Below are 15,623 nucleotides of genomic sequence, written 5' to 3'. Positions count from 1 at the left end.
GGGGGAGATTGAGGACACCGCCGCGCAGCGGTGGTGCGCTCGCCACGGCCCGCAGGGGCCCGCACACCTGCCCGAAGGTCGGCTGCGGGCCGTCTTGCCGCCTGCGGCGGCGGGCACCCTGCGGGCGCGTCCTCAAACGCCGGACGGGCTTGGTTGGCGCGCCCGCGCAGCCGCCAACAGCCCCCCGTACACCACCAGCACGAGCGCCAACAGCCCGTAATAGACGGGCGGCAGCGGCGTCATGGACAGCGGCGGGCCCAGCGGGGACAGCGGCAGCAGCAGGCCGACCACCGCCAGCGCCGCCGTCGCCAGCCGGATCGGCCCCGGCACCCGCCCCTCGGCCGCATGCCGGCCCGACCGCAACAGCAGCATCACCAGGGCCTGCGTCAGCAGGTTCTCCGTGAACCAGCCCGCGTGGAACGCGGACTGCCCCTCCCCTTCCCCCAACGACCGTACGGCCAGCGCCAGCACCCCGAACGTGGCCACGTCCGCGACGGCGTTGAGCAGCCCGAAACCCGTCACGAAGCGCAGCAGCGCGCGCGGCCGCAGCAGCGCCGGACGCAGCTGGGCGCCCGGGCCGGGACGGTCGAAGGCCAGCGCCAACTGCGCGGCGTCGAAGCACAGGTTCTGCACCAGCACCTGCGCCGGGAGCATCGGCAGGAACGGCAGCAGCAGCCCGGCCACCAGCATCGCGATGACGTTGCCGAAGTTGGACGACAGGGCGATCCGCAGATAGGCGGCGATGTTGCCGGTGCTGCGCCGACCGGCGACGATCGCCCGGTCGAGGGCCGTGAGGTCCTTCGACGCCAGCACCACATCGGCGGCCTCCCGCACCACGTCCACCCCGTCGCGCGGGCAGATCCCCACGTCGGCGGAGCCCATCGCGGCCAGGTCGTTGACCCCGTCGCCGAGGAAACCGGTCGTGTGGCCGGCGGCCCGCAGCGCCCGGACGACCCGGGCCTTGTGCTCGGGCGCGCACCGCGCGAAGACGGTGGTGCGCACGGCGAGCCCGGACAGTTCCGCGTCGGCCAGGGCGTCGATCCGGTCGCCGGTGACCACCTCGCCCGGGGCCACGCCCAGCTCACGGCAGACGCGGGCGGCGGTGCCCGGGTGATCGCCGGTGAGGACCTTCACGTCCACCCCGTGGCGGGCGAGGACGGCGAGCGCCTCGGCGGCGCTGGGTGCGGGCGCGTCGCTCAGGGCGACGAAGCCGACGAAGTCCAGATCCCGCTCGTCGGCCGGGGTGTACGGGCGGGCACGGGCCGGTCGGGCGGCGCGGGCGACGGCGAGCACGCGCAGGCCCTCGGCGGCCAGCTCCCCGGCGCGGCGGGCAAGCCGCTCCCGACCCGTGGCGTCGAGTTCCGCACCGGCCGCCCGGGCACAGCGCTCCAGGACGTCTTCGGGCGCTCCCTTGACGACGAGGGTGTGGCGGGCCGCCAAGGCGAACCGGGGATCGCCCGGCGGGCGCACGACGGCGGTCGAAAGCCGCCGGCCGGGACCGCAGGGCAGGGCCTCGATCCCCTCGAACTCCTCGAAGAGATCGCCACCCGGCGGGCACTCCTCGGCCGCGTCGAGGATCGCCTCGTCCAGGGCGTCCGGCACGGGCAGCTCGGAGAGGTGCAGCGTCCACAGGGCGTTGACGGCGGCCCAGCGCAGCACCTCGGGGTCCTCGCGGCCGTCCGGACCCTCGGAGAGCGTGAGGACGGGACGGTCCTCGGTGAGGGTGCCGGTCTTGTCGACGCACAGCACGTCGACGGCGCCGAGGTCGTGCAGCGCGGGCAGCCGTCTGACGATCACTTCCCCGTCGCGCGCGAGCAGCGCCGCGCCGCGCGCCAGCGCGGTCGTCACCACGACCGGCAGCATCTCGGGGGTCAGCCCCACCGCCACCGCCACGGCGAACGGCAGCGTCTCCAGCCCCCGCCCGCGCAGCAGGGCGCTCGCGATCAGCACCAGCGGTGCGGTGAGCAGCGTGAAGCGGATGAGCGTCCACGCGATGCCGTTCACCGAGCGGTCGAACGGGCTCGGCGGCCGTCGCCTGCCGTCGGCCCGGGGCAGGGCACCGGACAGCACGGTGCCGGCCCCGGTGGCCACGACCACGCCACTGCCGCTGCCGGAGACGACGCTGCTGCCCTGGAAACAGAGGTGGGGGTGACCGAGGGGGGACGCGCCCGGCCCGGGGGCGGGGCGGTCGGGCACCGGGGCCGGTGCGCGGCCGTCACCACGCGGCGCGGTGCCCTCCGGCGCGGTGGCCGCGCCGGTACCGCTGTGCCTGATCGGGGCGGGAGAGGCGCAGGGTGCGGTCGTCGTGCGGCTGTCGTGGCCACTGTGCGGCGCGGCCGACGCGGGCGTGCCGCCGTCCCCCGACCGGTCGGGCAGACGCGCGGCGTCCGCGCACTTCTCCACCGGCGCCGACTCGCCCGTCAGGGCCGCCTCGTGCACCGTGAGGGCCGTGGCCCGCAGCAGGCGCAGGTCGGCGGGGACGACGTCGCCCGGGGCGAGCAGGACGACGTCGCCCGGCACGAGCTGGTCGACGGGCAGTTCGCGGGTCAGCGGCGGCGAGCCGGCCGTGGCGCGGCGGCGGACGGTCGCCGTGGTGGCGAGGAGGTCGCGGAGCGCGGCCGCACTGCGGTCGGCGCGGTGTTCGCCCGTGGTCCGCAGGACGCAGCTGACCGTGACCAGGACGGCGATGACGCAGGCCGTGCCCCACGCGGCCACGGCCGCCGACACCAGGCCGAGAACGAGGAGGACGGCGGTGAAGGGGTCACGCGGGCTACGGGCGAAACGGCGCGGCCAGGAGTCCGGGCGGCGCCCGGGGAAGGTGTTCTCACCGTGGCGGACGAGCCGCTCCTCGGCCTGTTCCTCGACCAGCCCGCGCGGCCCGCTCCCCAGCGCGCGCAGCACTTCGAGCGTCGTGCCGTCCGCGCCGCGCACGGCCGCCGTACGGGCCTCAGGCGCCCAGGCCACGAAGGCGCCCGGCCCGGGCACCGGTCTGCGCACCGGCACCCTCGGCCCTGCGGTCGGCGAGCTGGCCGACCATGAGCCGGACGATGGTCACCACATCGGGGTCGTCCACGAGATACACCACGCGGCGCCCCTCGCGCCGGGACCGCACCAGCCCCGCCAGCTTCAGCTTCGCCAGGTGCTGGCTGATGGCGGGCAGCGCGCCGCCCACCCGCTCGGCGAGCCCGCTCACATCGCTCTCGCCCTGGGCCAGCGCCCAGACGAGGTGCAGCCGGGCGGAGGAGGCGAGCAGCCCGAACGCGGCGGCGGCCTCGGCCAGCACCTCGGCCGACGGGTCGTCCGCGTCGGCCGACGGGTCGTCGAAGCCCCCTTCGAAGCTTTCGAAGCTCCCGGCGCCTGCGGCCACTGTCTGATCTCCCGTCCCTTTCGGGCATCCCTACGCCCGGAAGGGACCAGTCTAGGCACCCCGACCGGGGACAACGGGCTGACATGCGCCCGTCGCGGCTGGGCAGACCTAACACGAGGAAACCGGCTGCAAAGGGGAAGTCGTGGAAATCTCAGGCGTAATCAGTGCGATTGTGATCGGCGTCATCATCGGAGTCCTGGGCCGCCTGGTGGTCCCGGGGCGGCAGCACATCGGTGTGCTGTGGACGATCGCCGTCGGCATCGTCGCCGCCTTCGTCGGTGCCTACCTCGCCCACCTGCTGGGCGTGGGCGACACCAAGGGCGTCGACTGGATCAAGTGGCTCATCCAGATCGCCCTGGCCGCACTGGGCGTATACGCCCTGGACCGCCACAAGTCCCGTGCCTGACCCCTACTGATCGGCGCTCCCCGTGCTGCCCTGAGCTCCGCCCTCCGCCGCGCCCGGCACCGGCGGGGCTCAGGACAGCTTGCCGTCGTAGTCCGGCAGCTTGAAGGTCCGCTCCGCGTGACCGCCCACCAGATCGGTGGTGTTGTTCCCGATGTTGGCGATGATCGTGTACCCCTTCGCCTCGATCTCCGCCCGCTTCGCGGTCTTGTACGTGCTCACGCCCTGGAAGAGGTCCGGGAGGTGGCGTACGTACACACCGCTGACCGGATAGCCCACCGCCCGGAGGTTGTAGGCGGTGACGGACTCGAGGATGCCGGGCCGCGCGGTGACGAAGAAGACGGCAGCGCCGCGCTCGTGCGCGTACCGGGTCAGCTCCAGGACGGACTTGATGGCCGGGGTGGGGAACGTCGTCCAGTGGAAGTCGGTCTCCAGCGAGCTGTTGTCGATGTCGAGGACGACGGCCTGCTTCCGGCCGCGCGGGTCGCGGGTGCGGTCGGTGACGTAGGGGCGCGCCTCGTCGATGACGGCCTTCACGTCGCGCTGCCAGGTGTCGTAGTCGACGCCCTTGAGTCCGGCGGTACCGGAGGTCCGCGCGGCGTTCTCGGCGTTGCTCGTGGTGGCGGCCGTGGTGGCGGCCTGGGCGGGGGCGGAGGCAAGGGTCGCGCCCAGGGCCAGAGTGGTGACGGCCGTGGTGACGGCGGCGCGGCGGGCCCGGATCGATGCGGTCATGCGTGGCATGTTCACGTTGGGCAATGACCGGAAGGGAAAGGTGAACTTACCGGCGGGTAACGGTTGGCTTCCCTCTCCCGCCTCTCTCGTCCCTCCTGTCGTGCTCGTCCCGCCCGGCCCGCCCGCCTCGCCCGTCCATGCCCTTCCGACGGCTCCTCAACTTCCCTCACGAATCCACCCATTCCGTTAATTCCGCCTCCGGCGAAACCCGTAGGCATGCCCGTGTCGGGGTCGGGTAGGCGGACCTGAGCCAATACACGGACCCGGGGAGGACGACGTGACCATCACGGCATCTGCGACAGAGCTTTCTGCGGCTGCTACGCAGCGGTCCGAAGAAGCGGTCGGGGGGCTGCCGTACATCGAGGACGCGACTGCTGTGGCCCCGCGCGACGCCCGCGATCTCTCAAAGGTCTTCTTCGACCGGCTTCAGGAGCTCGAAGAGGGAACGCACGAATACCAGTACGCACGGAACACCCTGATCGAAATCAATCTCTCGCTCGTGCGCTTCGCGGCGTCGCGCTTCCGCAGCCGGGGCGACCAGATGGAGGACATCGTCCAGGTCGGCACCATAGGGCTGATCAAGGCGATCGACCGGTTCGACCTGGCGCGCGAGGTGGAGTTCACCACCTTCGCCGTCCCCTACATCGTGGGCGAGATCAAGCGCCACTTCCGGGACACGAGCTGGTCCGTCCACGTGCCCCGCCGCCTTCAGGAACTGCGCGTCGACCTCGCCAAGGCCACCGGTGAACTCTCCCAGAGCCTCGATCACGCGCCGACCGCCGCCGACCTGGCCGAATACCTCGGGCTGAGCCAGGAAGAGGTCATCGAGGGGATAGTCGCCAGCAACGGCTACACCGCAGGGTCGATCGACGCCCCCGTCGACGAGGGCTCCGAACAGGCCGGCGCCACCTACGCGGACCGGCTCGGCGAGCTGGACCCCGCCCTGGAGGGCGTCGAGAACGTGCACGCGCTCAAGCCGCTGATCGCCGGTCTGGGCGAGCGCGACCGGGAGATCCTGCGCATGCGCTTCGGCGGCGAGATGACGCAGTCGGAGATCGGCGCCGAGCTGGGCATCTCGCAGATGCACGTGTCGCGGCTGCTGGCCCGCATCCTGACCAAGCTGCGGACGGAACTGCTGGGGCGGGTGTAGTCGCACGCGGGTGCGGCGGCGCGGACGACGGTGAACGGACAGGCTGACCAGGCTGACGGGGTACGGACCGGGCTGAACGACCGGGCCGCCCCGTCAGCCGTCTGAGGTCACCGCCCCAGAGGACCCCCAGAGGACACCGCCTGGGATCAGGCCACGTCAGCCCCTCAGCCCCTACGGCACATCAGCCGACCGAGCCTGCCGACAGCGCCGTGGCCGACGGAACTGTCGGCATGGACGGTGCGGGTCGCAGCCATGTGGCCCGCACCGTCTTGCCCTCCGGGCGCTGGTCCACCTCCACCCGGGTGGCCAGCCGCTCCACCATGTGCCAGCCGAACCCGCCGCCGCCGGTGAGGCTCGGCGCGCGCGGCTCCGGCGGCCGGGGGCTGGCGTCGGCGATCTCCACCACGAGGAGCCCCCGGGCGGCCCGTACGCACAGCCGCCACCAGCCGTCGGTGTGCCGGATGGCGTTCGCGACCAGCTCGGAGACGACGAGCACGACGGCGTCGAGGTCGGCCCACGGGCAGTGCCGGGCCAGGAACTCCGCCGTCGCGCGGCGGGCCCCGGCGGCGTCCCCCTCAGGGGATTCGATGACAACCATCTGGCGGCTCCTTTGGTCCACTCCGACGCCTACCCAGCGATCAGCGGCTCATTACCGCGCATCGGTGCGAGCCGCCGGGACCCTGTCCGGTGGATCTTCGCGGGCTTGCGGCACCCGGGGTGGCCGGGGAGCTCGCCGCCTGGTCGGAGCCGCCCGAGTGCGCCCGGCACGAGGGCGGCCTCCGTCTTGCGCTCGCACGCACCGGACGCCGCTCGCTCCGGCGTGCGGGGCGAGCCCGCGAGTCGGCCGTACTCCTCGTGGCGGGGCCGACCGCCGTGGCCGCGCGGAGTGAGCCGTGGGGGGGGGCGGCGAACCGCCCACCGGCCGCGCACGTGGTGGGCGCCTCACACCCGTACGGGCCTCGCGGCGGCCGCCGTCACCAGTGCTCCCGCCGCCAGCAGGCCGCCCAGCCACAGCGCGCCGGACAGCGAGACCGCGTCCACGGCCCGTCCGCCCAGCAGCGCCCCCAGCGAGATCGCCACGTTGAACACCGCCACGAACAGCGCCGACGCCGTCTCCCGCGCCCCGGGGGCCGCCGCCAGCAGCCAGCTCTGCGTACCGACCGACACCCCGCCGTAGGCCAGCCCCCACACGACCATCAGCACGGCCGCCCCCACCGGGCCGCCCCCGGCGACCGTCACCGCCGGCATCACCAGTCCCAGTACCGCGCAGATCACCACCAGGACCGTGCGGGGACCGCGCGCGACCGCCGCCCCGGCGAGGAAGTTTCCGGCCACGCCCGCCACTCCGTACGCCAGCAGCAAAGCGGTGATCAGCCCGGCGTCGGTCCCCGGCACCCGCTCCAGCACCGGCCGTACGAAGGTGTAGCCCGCGAAGTGCCCGGTCACCAGCAGCAGGATGACGAGCAGCCCGACCCGTACGCGCGCGTGGCGCAGCAGTTCCGGAACGTCCCCGAGCCGTGCCGCCCGCTCGGCCGGCAGCGGCGGCAGCGTCACGGCCAGGGCGGCCGCGACGGCCAGGGACACGGCCCCCATGATCGCGAAGGATGCCCGCCAGCCGCCCAGTTCGCCGGTCAGCGTGCCGGCCGGTACGCCCAGCACCGACGCCACCGCGATGCCGCTGAAGATCAGTGAGGTGGCGGGCCCGACGGACCTCTCCGGTACGAGCCGTACGGCCAGCCCCGCCGCGACGGCCCAGACGCCGCCGATGCACACCCCCACCAGGACCCGCAGCCCCACCAGCACCGTGATGTCCGTCGCGCACGCCGACAGCAGATTGGCCGCCGCCAGCAGCCCCATCAGGGCGACCAGCACCCACCGCCGGTCCCAGCGCCCCGCCGCCGCCGTGACCAGGGGCGCCGCCACCGCCGCCACCAGTCCGGGAACCGTCATCGTGAGCCCGGCCGTACCGGCCGAGACGCCGAGGTCGGCGCCTATGGGGGTGAGCAGCCCGACCGGCAGCATCTCGGTCGTGACGACCGAGAACGTAGCGGCCGCGACCGCCGTGACGGCGGGCCAGCCGCCCGCGGATTCGTTGATCTTCGACATGGGCCCAGCCTCGGCAGCCGCCCGCCCGGGAACAACGCCGGATGTCTCACCCTTCCATGAGCAGGGCTAATCGATCACGCCTCGTCGATCGTGGCTCATCGGTCACGGGCGAGCGGGAGCGGGGGAGTGGGGCGCGTGGAATTGCGGGAGCTGGAGTGCTTCCTGGTGCTCGCCGAGGAGTTGCACTTCGGCCGCACCGGCGAGCGGCTGTACGTGTCGCAGGGCCGGGTCAGCCAGCTGCTGCGCGCGCTGGAGACCCGTATCGGCGCGCGCCTGGTCGAGCGCACCAGCCGCAGGGTCGCCCTCACCCCGCTCGGCGAGAGCTTCCTCGCCGGGTTGCGGCCCGCCTACGACGCGCTCAAGGGCACGGTCGAGGAGGCCCGCGAAGCCGCCCGCGGGGTGGCGGGGAGGCTGCGCGTCGGCTTCCAGGGCACGGCCGACGGCCGGGTCATGGCGGCCATCGACGCCTTCCAGGGGGACCATCCCGGGTGCGCGGTCGACATCACGGAGATCCCGCTGTGCGACCCGTTCGGCGCGGTCCACCGGGGTGAGGTCGACACCGCCATCGTGCTGTTGCCCGTGCGGGAGCCGGGCCTCGTGCTCGGCCCGGTCTTCTCCCGGCAGCGGCAGACCCTCGCGGTGTCGGTACGCCACCCCTTCGCCGACCGCTCCTCGCTGTCCGCCGAGGACCTCGCCGGGTGCCCCCTCGTCACGCCCGCCGGCACCGCGCCCGGCTACTGGCGCGAGGCCCAGGCCCCGGCCGTGACGCCCGGCGGGCGGCCCGTACCCCGCGGTCCGCTGGTGGCCACGCTCCAGGAAGGTCTGACGCAGGTCGCCGCGAACCGGGGCGGGATGCTGCTGTGCCGGCCGACGGCCGACTACCACGGCCGGGGCGACATCACCTTCGTGCCCGTCACCGGCCTGCCGGACTCGGTCCTCGGCCTGGTCCGCCGTCGCGACGCCGAGACGGCCAGGCTGCGGGCCTTCGCCGCCGCGGTGGCCGCTGCCACGGAGTCGTCGTGACCGCCGGGCGGACTACCGCCCGCCGGGGAACCCGCTCGGGAATCCGGTGGGCAGGTCGGTGGGGAAGCCCTCGGGCGGGCCGGTCGGGAAGTCGTCCGGCGGCCCGGTCGGCAGGGCGGGCATGGAGGGCGGTGCGGGACGGGAGGGGGTGCCGGGGGTTCGAGCCGGGGCGTTCACCCCGTCCTCCGACCGTTCGATGACGTCCTCCGCCTTGTCCTTCAGCCCGCTGAAGACGGTCAGGTAGAACACGCCGAACCCCACGCAAGCGGTGATGAAGACGGTGAGGAAGGCGAGCAGCACCCCGGTGCCCACCAGGGTCTTCGTGTCACCGGGCGGAATCGCGGTCGCCCGGTCAGGACGCCCGGCCGGGTAGCGCACGGGGACCGTGTCCCCGGGGACGACCGACGACGGGCCCCCCGACTCCTCGAAGCGCAGCGTCTGCCCCTCGGGAGTGGCGAATTCGTAGAGGTGGGTCAGCGTGGTCGAGCTGCTGCGGTGCATGCCGTTCCGTCGGGTCCGCGTGGTCGCGTACGAACGCAGGCAGACGGCATGGGCGGTGAGCCCGCTGCGCCAGGCCGATCTGAGCCGGCGTAACCGGACGACCGCCCAGATCATCGCCGCGATACCGCCGACGGCCAGCAGACTGGGCAGCGCCAGGGCGAAGACATCGAACATGAGTCCCCCAGTTGTGCGGATGTATGGCCACATCCAACAGTGAGACGCCTTTGGGGGGCTAATGGTTAGGCGAACGGTCAGGCGGCGCGGCAGAGCTCTGCGGGGCTGGTCGGGGCCGAGGTGCGGGCCACGGTCGTGTGCACGGGGTGGGCGGTGCGGACGGTGGTCGCGGCGTGCGCGTGGTTCCGCGCGAAGACGACGAGGCGCAGCACCGCGAATCGCGCGATGCCGGCGAGTGCGGAGGCGGAGAGGTAGATGACCTGCTCGAGCGCTGCACCGGGTGCCGCCACCAGCTGTTGCAGGACGAGCATCGCCGTGCAGGTCACCGCGTACGCGGCTGCCGCGGAGCCGGCCGACTGTGCGTGCTGGCGCCGGGTCGCGCGTCCGCCGGCGCCGAAGGTGAAGCGGGCGTGCAGCTCGGTGGCGAGGAGTGTGGAGACCACGGTGATCAGGGCGTTGGCCAGGGCCCAGGGAATCCAGGAGGCGATGGCCGTCACGGCGAAGCTGGAGGCGATCCCCACCCCGCCGCCGCAGAGCACGAAGCGGGCGAAGGCGCTGAAGGCGCCGGCCGCCGCCTGCTCCTGGCTCTGTGCTGTCTCCATGATCCGACCCCTTTGATGGCTCACTCCGCGCAACGGGCACCCCTCGGCCTGCGAGGCCGAGGGGTGCGTTGCCCCCCCGTGGCGTCATCATGGCACATAAATGGCACCACTGTGAGTCAGGCGTGGCGCCGTTGGTGTCGGTAATGGCGCCACGGCGTGCAAGGAGTCGCAAATGTGCAGGTCAGCGGCTCGGCGCAGCTTCGGTGCGCGCCGGGGGCGTGGCGCATGCCGTGGCACGCATGGGAGGTGCTTCTGTCTGCCCTGACGTCGGCTCATGCCGGTCCGGGGGCTTGAGGGGTTCCGTCCGGGGGCGAGGAAGGCGGGGAAGGCGAGCTGGACTTCAGGTTCGGGGCGACCGACCCTCCGCCGGCCTTGGGTACCGTGCAGCCATGAAGCTAGGACCTGCTCAAGCTCGGGCACGCTTCGAGGCGGCGCCGGTCGCGCGCTTGGCTACCGCCGACGAGGCAGGCCAGCCGCATCTCGTGCCCATCACTTTCGCGCTGGGCCGGAGCGTTCTGTACTTCGCCATCGATCACAAGCCGAAGAGCACGCAGAACCTTCGCCGTCTGCGCAACATCCGGCAGAACCCGCAGGTATCCGTCCTGGTCGACCACTACTCCGACGACTGGCACACCCTGTGGTGGGCCCGTGCCGACGGCCACGCAGAGATCTGGACGGACCCCGCGCAACGCGGCGCGCCGATCGAGATGCTTCGGGAGAAGTACCCCCAATACGCTGATCATCCACCCGAGGGCCCGATCGTCGCGATGGAAGTAAGTGCGTGGAGTGGGTGGGCGTTCAGAGGCTGATGGGGAGGGGGAGACTGCCCCTGACGCCGTGCGGCCCGCTGCGGGAGCCGAAACGCTCGACATCATGCGGTCGAACGGCTGAACCTCTTGGCTGCGGACGCGGCGCGAGCGAGCCGCTTCCCCCAAGGAGATGACGTCGGACGATCCTCCACTCGATCACTGGAATGCGAGGAGGGCACCATGAGCGACGATTGCGACCACGACTGGGCCCAATGGAGTGGCGCGACGCGATGCCGTAAGTGCGGGACCACGCAGTAGTCCGGCCAACCGTGGGTGGGGGCGGACAGCCCCCACCCACCAGGGGAGGACCCCCATGACGCCCCGCACCCATTGGAACGACCTCCCCCTCGCCCTCCGCGCCGCCGTCGAAGCCCGGACCGGGCCCGTCGTCGCCGTGGGAACCGTCCCTCACGGCCTCAACTGCGCCACGGCCACCAGCCTGACGACGGCCGAGGGTTCGACGTTCGTGAAGGGCGTTCCTCTCCACGACGCCGATGTGTGCGCCGCGCAGCGGTGGGAAGCGACAGTGAACCCCTACGTCCTCGACGTCGGCCCCCGGCTCCGCTGGCGGATCGAAGCCGACGGCTGGGAGTTGCTCGGGTTCGAGCACATCGAGGGACGGCACGCGGATCTCTCGCCCGGGTCGGCCGACCTGCCGCTGGTCGGGGAGGTACTCCGTACGGCCCAGACCATCCGCGCCCCACGACACATCTCCGTGCCCAGGTTCGCGGATCGTTGGACGCGGTTCCTCGGCCCCGGGGAACTCCGTCTCCTGGACGGTGAGATGCTCCTGCACACGGACACCAACCCGCACAACCTGATGGTCACCGGGGACCGCGTACATCTCGTCGACTGGGCGACGCCCGCCCTCGGCCCCGCCTGGGTGGACATCGCCTACACGGCCGTGCGGCTGCTCGAAGCCGACCGCACCCCCGATGACGTCCGAACGTGGGCCGCCCGGTTTCCCTGCTGGGCATCGGCGGATCCCCAAGCCGTGGGGGCGTTCGTCTCGGCGAACTGTCGTCGGTGGGAGACCGTCGTCGGGTCCGCCGCCGCTCGCTCGAGCAACGCCCGGTTCGCCGCGCTGCTCACCATGGTGTGACGGCATCCACCGGTTCGCAGTCCGTGTTTTCCCCGGCCCATCATGGGGGCGGCGTACGCCGACGCGGTGTCGGAGTGCGCCGCCCTCGGGCGGGACGAGCTGCGGGAGGCGTCCCGCGGTCGTCCCGGCTACTTCGGATCGCGGTTGAAAGCCGCCTTCGACCAGAAGTAGCCGAGCACCGTGAGCCCCAGGCACCAGGCGACCGCGAGCCATCCGTTGTGGCCGATCTCGGTGCCGAGCAGCAGTCCGCGCAGGGTCTCGATCGCGGGCGTGAACGGCTGGTACTCGGCGATCGGCCGGAACCAGCCCGGCATCGAGTCGACCGGGACGAAGGCGCTCGAGATGAGCGGCAGGACGATCAGCGGCAGCGCGTTGTTGCTGGCCGCCTCGGCGTTCGGGCTGATCATGCCCATCCCGACCGCGATCCAGGTGAGAGCCAGGGCGACCAGAGCCATCAGCCCGAACGCCGCCAGCCACTCCAGGACCGTGGCGTCGGCGGACCGGAAGCCGATGGCCACGGCGACGGCGCCGACGAGGACCACGCTGGCGATCGATTGCAGCACGCTGCCGATGACGTGCCCGATGAGCACGGAGCCGCGGTGGATCGCCATGGTGCGGAAGCGGGCGATGATGCCCTCGGTCATGTCGTTGGAAACGGACACCGCGGTCCCGACCACGGTGCCTCCGATGGTCATCATCAAGATGCCCGGTACGACGTAGGCGATGTACGCGGCGCGGTCACCGCCCCCCATGCCCGCGCTCATCACGTCGCCGAAGATGTAGACGAAGAGCAACAGCAGGACAACTGGCGTGAGCAGCAGGTTCAGGGTGAGGGACGGATAGCGCCGGGCGTGCAGGAGGTTGCGGCGCAGCATCGTGGACGAGTCGCGCAGGGTGAGGGAGAGGGAGCTCATCGGACGGCCTCCTGGTTCCGGTTCGGCTGGTTGGAGCCGGTGAGGGCGAAGAACACGTCGTCGAGGTCGGGGGTGTGCACGGTGAGCTCGTCGGCCTCGATGCCGGCGGAGTCGAGCCAGTCGAGGAGGGAGCGCAGCTCGCGCTGGCTGCCGTCGCTGGGGATCTGGAGCGACAGCGCCTCGTCGTCCCGGGTGGTCTCGCGCAGTGCGGAGGCGGCGGACCGGTACGCGGCAGGGTCGGTGAAGCGGAGCCGGACGTGCCCGCCGGGGATGAGGCGCTTGAGCTCCTCGGCGGTGCCCTGGGCAGCGATCCTGCCGTCGTTGAGCACGGCGATGCGGTCGGCGAGCTCGTCGGCCTCCTCCAGGTACTGGGTGGTGAGGAAGACCGTCACCCCGTCGGAGACGAGCTCGCGGATGATCTGCCACATGTTGTGACGGGAGCGCGGGTCGAGGCCGGTGGTCGGCTCGTCGAGGAAGATGATCCGCGGGCTGCCGACCAGCGTCATGGCGATGTCCAGACGGCGCTTCATGCCCCCGGAGTAGGTGGAGGCGGGCTTCTTCGCCGCCTCCACCAGGTCGAAACGCTCCAGCAGCTCGGCAGCGACCCGCCGCCCCTCACGCTTGGACAAGTGGTGCAGGTCCGCCATGAGGAGCATGTTCTCCTCCCCCGTGATCAGCCCGTCGACAGCGGAGAACTGCCCGGTGACACCGATCGCGCCACGCACCGCCTGCGGGTCGACGGCCGGGTCGTGGCCCGCGACCTGGATCTGCCCGCCGTCGGCGGTGATGAGCGTGGAGAGGATCTTCACGACCGTGGTCTTGCCGGCGCCGTTGGGCCCGAGCAGCGCGAAGACCGAGCCGGCCGGGATGAGCAGATCGATTCCGTCGAGGACGGTCTTGTCGCCGTACGACTTGCGCAGACCGACGGTCGAGACGGCGGCCGGCGACGCGTAACCGTTGAACCGACTGGATGTGGGCATGACAAAGGAGCTCATGGGGCCCTCCGTTCGAAGGCTGAAGCGAGTGGGGGACGGGGCTGGTTGAGGGCGTGGTGCTCAGGCCTTGGCGTGGCGGATGTCGATGTTGCCGTGCCGGGTGCGGGCGCGGACCTTGACGGTGTCCTCGGTCCTGTCCGGAGCCTCGGACGCGGTGAGCGTGTTGCGCACGTGGCCGGAGCCCGAGTTGACGTCGAGCCAGGCGGCCGTGCCCTCGCGGATGCCGACCTCGATGGCGCCGTAGGCGGTCTCCAACTCGACGGTGCCGCGAGCCACTTCGCCTACGCGCAGGGTGCCGTGGGCGGTGGTGGCGGTGACCGAGTCCTCCGCGCGCGCGATGTCGATGTCGCCGTTGGCGCCGCGCACCCGCAGCTCCCCGGTCGCGGCACCGACGGTCGTGGTGCCGTGCGAGTTCTTCAGGACGGCGGGGCCGTCGACGAGGCCGACGCGCAGGCTGCCGGAGCTGGTGGTGATCTCGGCCGTGCCCTCGACCCGGTCCACGGTGATCGAGCCGTGGGAGGCGGTCAGCTTCAGCGGGCCGGTGGTGTCGAGGCGGACGTCGCCGGACGAGGTCTTCACGCGGGTCTCGCCGAGCTGCCCCTCGCCGAGCACCTGGGTCCAGGCGCCGGTCATGTCGATGCGCGAGCCCGTGGGCAGTTCGACCGACACGTCGACGATGCCGGTGCGGCCGAACGGACCGGACTTGGGCGTCCTGACGGTCAGTGCGCCGCTCGCGTACGTGACCTCGGTCTGGCCGGCCGTCCGCACGTCCCGGTCCTTCTTCGGGTCGCGGGGCCGCACCTCGACGACGGTGTCGAGGCGGTCGCCCGCGATGAACTGGATGGAACCGGCCTCCACGTGCGCCGTGGCCGAGATCGGTTCGGGAGTGTCGAAAGAAGGCATGGCTGTCCCGTCCTCTTGAGTCCTTGAGCCGTCCCCGCTGGTGGGACGTGGTGTGGGTGAAGTGGTGCGGGCGGGGGCGCGGTCAGCGCACCCAGCCGGTGATGCTCTGTCCGATGGTCGGGGTCTTCGCCGTCGTACGCGGCCGGGTGCCGCCGTCGACCGCGGCCGACACGGCGCGCACCAGCCACGCGTTGACCGACAGGCCCTCGCGGCTCGCGGCCTCCTCGGCGCGGGCCTTGAGGTGGGACGGCAGGCGCAGGTTGACACGGGCGGTGCCACCCTCGTCGCCGTCGGCCGGGGCCGGGGTCTTGAACGGTTCGACGGGCGCGGCCGGTTCCGCGGGGGCGCCGCCGTCGGTGGGCGGGAGCGTCACCACGAAGTCGGGGTCCAGCCCGCGCAGCCGTACGTCGACCGAGCCGGGGGCGAGCTCGCGGGTGATCTCGTCCATCGCGGCGGAGAGCACATTGAGCATGGCCAGACGGGTCGCCGACTCCAGGGGGGCGGTGAGTCGCTCGGCCAGCTCGCGGGCTTCGTCGCCACCGGCTTCGGCTGCCACCGCGAGTTCGCGGCGCAGGGTGTCGACATACGGGGTGAGGTCCATGACGTCATCATGGCACCACTATGGCGCCATGCGCAAGCCTGAGGGCCATTTCGTGGGGGTGAGCTCGAGGGTGGCCCGTCCTGCCTGCGGAAACGTGGAGGGGGCGACTCGCGTCATGGTGTCGCCATGTGCGGCCATGTACTTTCGGGGGCGCGGAATGGCGCCGGGCGGCGCCGAATGGTGCCAAGTGGTGCCACTCGACATCATGTGGCGCCATGTGGTGTCGCGGAGAAGATGGCCT

The 15,623-nt window shown here is 72.4% G+C and carries 16 protein-coding genes; 5 read left to right on the top strand and 11 right to left on the bottom strand.

Annotation, left to right across the window (positions count from 1 at the left end):
* Nucleotides 1–132: 132 nt before the first annotated feature.
* Together mgtA and FHS38_RS09155 are read right to left on the bottom strand one after the other, a co-directional pair.
* Complete coding sequence (mgtA, locus tag FHS38_RS09160; RefSeq protein WP_229822315.1) at nucleotides 133–2,964, bottom strand: magnesium-translocating P-type ATPase; 2,832 nt, start codon at nucleotides 2,962–2,964, stop codon at nucleotides 133–135.
* A complete protein-coding gene (locus FHS38_RS09155; RefSeq protein WP_373301798.1) occupies nucleotides 2,948–3,367 on the bottom strand; it encodes an ArsR/SmtB family transcription factor in 420 nt (139 codons plus the stop codon). Before FHS38_RS09155 ends, mgtA begins: the two co-directional genes overlap by 17 nt.
* Before the next feature lie 142 nt (nucleotides 3,368–3,509).
* Between FHS38_RS09155 and FHS38_RS09150 the strand changes: the two genes are divergently transcribed.
* Nucleotides 3,510–3,773, top strand: a complete 264-nt coding sequence (locus FHS38_RS09150) for a GlsB/YeaQ/YmgE family stress response membrane protein (RefSeq protein WP_184732690.1) — start codon at nucleotides 3,510–3,512, stop codon at nucleotides 3,771–3,773.
* A gap of 69 nt (nucleotides 3,774–3,842) precedes the next feature.
* Here FHS38_RS09150 and FHS38_RS09145 read toward each other — a convergent pair whose 3' ends face one another.
* Complete coding sequence (locus FHS38_RS09145) at nucleotides 3,843–4,502, bottom strand: HAD family acid phosphatase (protein ID WP_184732688.1); 660 nt, start codon at nucleotides 4,500–4,502, stop codon at nucleotides 3,843–3,845.
* Between the two features lie 283 nt (nucleotides 4,503–4,785).
* Between FHS38_RS09145 and FHS38_RS09140 the strand changes: the two genes are divergently transcribed.
* Nucleotides 4,786–5,652 carry an RNA polymerase sigma factor SigF gene (locus tag FHS38_RS09140; protein WP_184733377.1) on the top strand — a complete coding sequence of 289 codons (867 nt, stop codon included), beginning with the start codon at nucleotides 4,786–4,788 and terminating at the stop codon, nucleotides 5,650–5,652.
* A 181-nt stretch (nucleotides 5,653–5,833) separates the two neighbouring features.
* Here the strand turns inward: FHS38_RS09140 and FHS38_RS09135 are convergent, their stop codons facing one another.
* Both FHS38_RS09135 and FHS38_RS09130 read right to left on the bottom strand, forming a co-directional pair.
* Nucleotides 5,834–6,250 (bottom strand): ATP-binding protein, encoded by a 417-nt coding sequence (locus FHS38_RS09135; RefSeq protein WP_184732686.1) that lies wholly within the window; start codon nucleotides 6,248–6,250, stop codon nucleotides 5,834–5,836.
* 344 nt (nucleotides 6,251–6,594) lie between these two features.
* On the bottom strand, nucleotides 6,595–7,758 hold the full coding sequence (locus tag FHS38_RS09130; RefSeq protein ID WP_184732684.1) for an MFS transporter: 1,164 nt from the start codon (nucleotides 7,756–7,758) through the stop codon (nucleotides 6,595–6,597).
* Between the two features lie 126 nt (nucleotides 7,759–7,884).
* Between FHS38_RS09130 and FHS38_RS09125 the strand changes: the two genes are divergently transcribed.
* Nucleotides 7,885–8,781, top strand: a complete 897-nt coding sequence (locus FHS38_RS09125) for a LysR family transcriptional regulator (RefSeq protein ID WP_184732682.1) — start codon at nucleotides 7,885–7,887, stop codon at nucleotides 8,779–8,781.
* Between the two features lie 12 nt (nucleotides 8,782–8,793).
* Here the strand turns inward: FHS38_RS09125 and FHS38_RS09120 are convergent, their stop codons facing one another.
* The gene (locus tag FHS38_RS09120; RefSeq protein WP_184732680.1) at nucleotides 8,794–9,456 is read right to left on the bottom strand and encodes a DUF3592 domain-containing protein; all 663 of its coding nucleotides are present in this window, start codon (nucleotides 9,454–9,456) and stop codon (nucleotides 8,794–8,796) included.
* A gap of 77 nt (nucleotides 9,457–9,533) precedes the next feature.
* Complete coding sequence (locus FHS38_RS09115; protein WP_184732678.1) at nucleotides 9,534–10,058, bottom strand: hypothetical protein; 525 nt, start codon at nucleotides 10,056–10,058, stop codon at nucleotides 9,534–9,536.
* Between the two features lie 389 nt (nucleotides 10,059–10,447).
* Between FHS38_RS09115 and FHS38_RS09110 the strand changes: the two genes are divergently transcribed.
* Together FHS38_RS09110 and FHS38_RS09105 are read left to right on the top strand one after the other, a co-directional pair.
* Nucleotides 10,448–10,867: a TIGR03668 family PPOX class F420-dependent oxidoreductase gene (locus tag FHS38_RS09110; protein WP_184732676.1), complete on the top strand. Its 420-nt coding sequence runs from the start codon at nucleotides 10,448–10,450 to the stop codon at nucleotides 10,865–10,867.
* A gap of 313 nt (nucleotides 10,868–11,180) precedes the next feature.
* The gene (locus FHS38_RS09105) at nucleotides 11,181–11,969 is read left to right on the top strand and encodes a phosphotransferase family protein (protein WP_184732674.1); all 789 of its coding nucleotides are present in this window, start codon (nucleotides 11,181–11,183) and stop codon (nucleotides 11,967–11,969) included.
* 128 nt (nucleotides 11,970–12,097) lie between these two features.
* Here FHS38_RS09105 and FHS38_RS09100 read toward each other — a convergent pair whose 3' ends face one another.
* From FHS38_RS09100 to FHS38_RS09085, 4 genes are all read right to left on the bottom strand, one after another.
* On the bottom strand, nucleotides 12,098–12,883 hold the full coding sequence (locus FHS38_RS09100) for an ABC transporter permease (RefSeq protein WP_184732672.1): 786 nt from the start codon (nucleotides 12,881–12,883) through the stop codon (nucleotides 12,098–12,100).
* A complete protein-coding gene (locus FHS38_RS09095; protein WP_184733376.1) occupies nucleotides 12,880–13,863 on the bottom strand; it encodes an efflux ABC transporter ATPase subunit, DrrA-related in 984 nt (327 codons plus the stop codon). The genes FHS38_RS09100 and FHS38_RS09095 overlap by 4 nt, the downstream gene beginning before the upstream one ends.
* A gap of 75 nt (nucleotides 13,864–13,938) precedes the next feature.
* Nucleotides 13,939–14,781 carry a DUF4097 family beta strand repeat-containing protein gene (locus FHS38_RS09090; RefSeq protein WP_184732670.1) on the bottom strand — a complete coding sequence of 281 codons (843 nt, stop codon included), beginning with the start codon at nucleotides 14,779–14,781 and terminating at the stop codon, nucleotides 13,939–13,941.
* An 82-nt stretch (nucleotides 14,782–14,863) separates the two neighbouring features.
* Nucleotides 14,864–15,382: a toxin-antitoxin system HicB family antitoxin gene (locus FHS38_RS09085; protein ID WP_184732669.1), complete on the bottom strand. Its 519-nt coding sequence runs from the start codon at nucleotides 15,380–15,382 to the stop codon at nucleotides 14,864–14,866.
* Between the last annotated feature and the right edge of the window lie 241 nt (nucleotides 15,383–15,623).

The organism is Streptomyces netropsis, from assembly GCF_014203545.1.
In the GTDB taxonomy this organism is placed as follows: Bacteria; Actinomycetota; Actinomycetes; order Streptomycetales; family Streptomycetaceae; genus Streptomyces; species Streptomyces netropsis.
The sequence above is the reverse complement of the archived record's forward strand: the minus strand, read 5'-3'. Positions and strand labels throughout refer to the sequence as shown.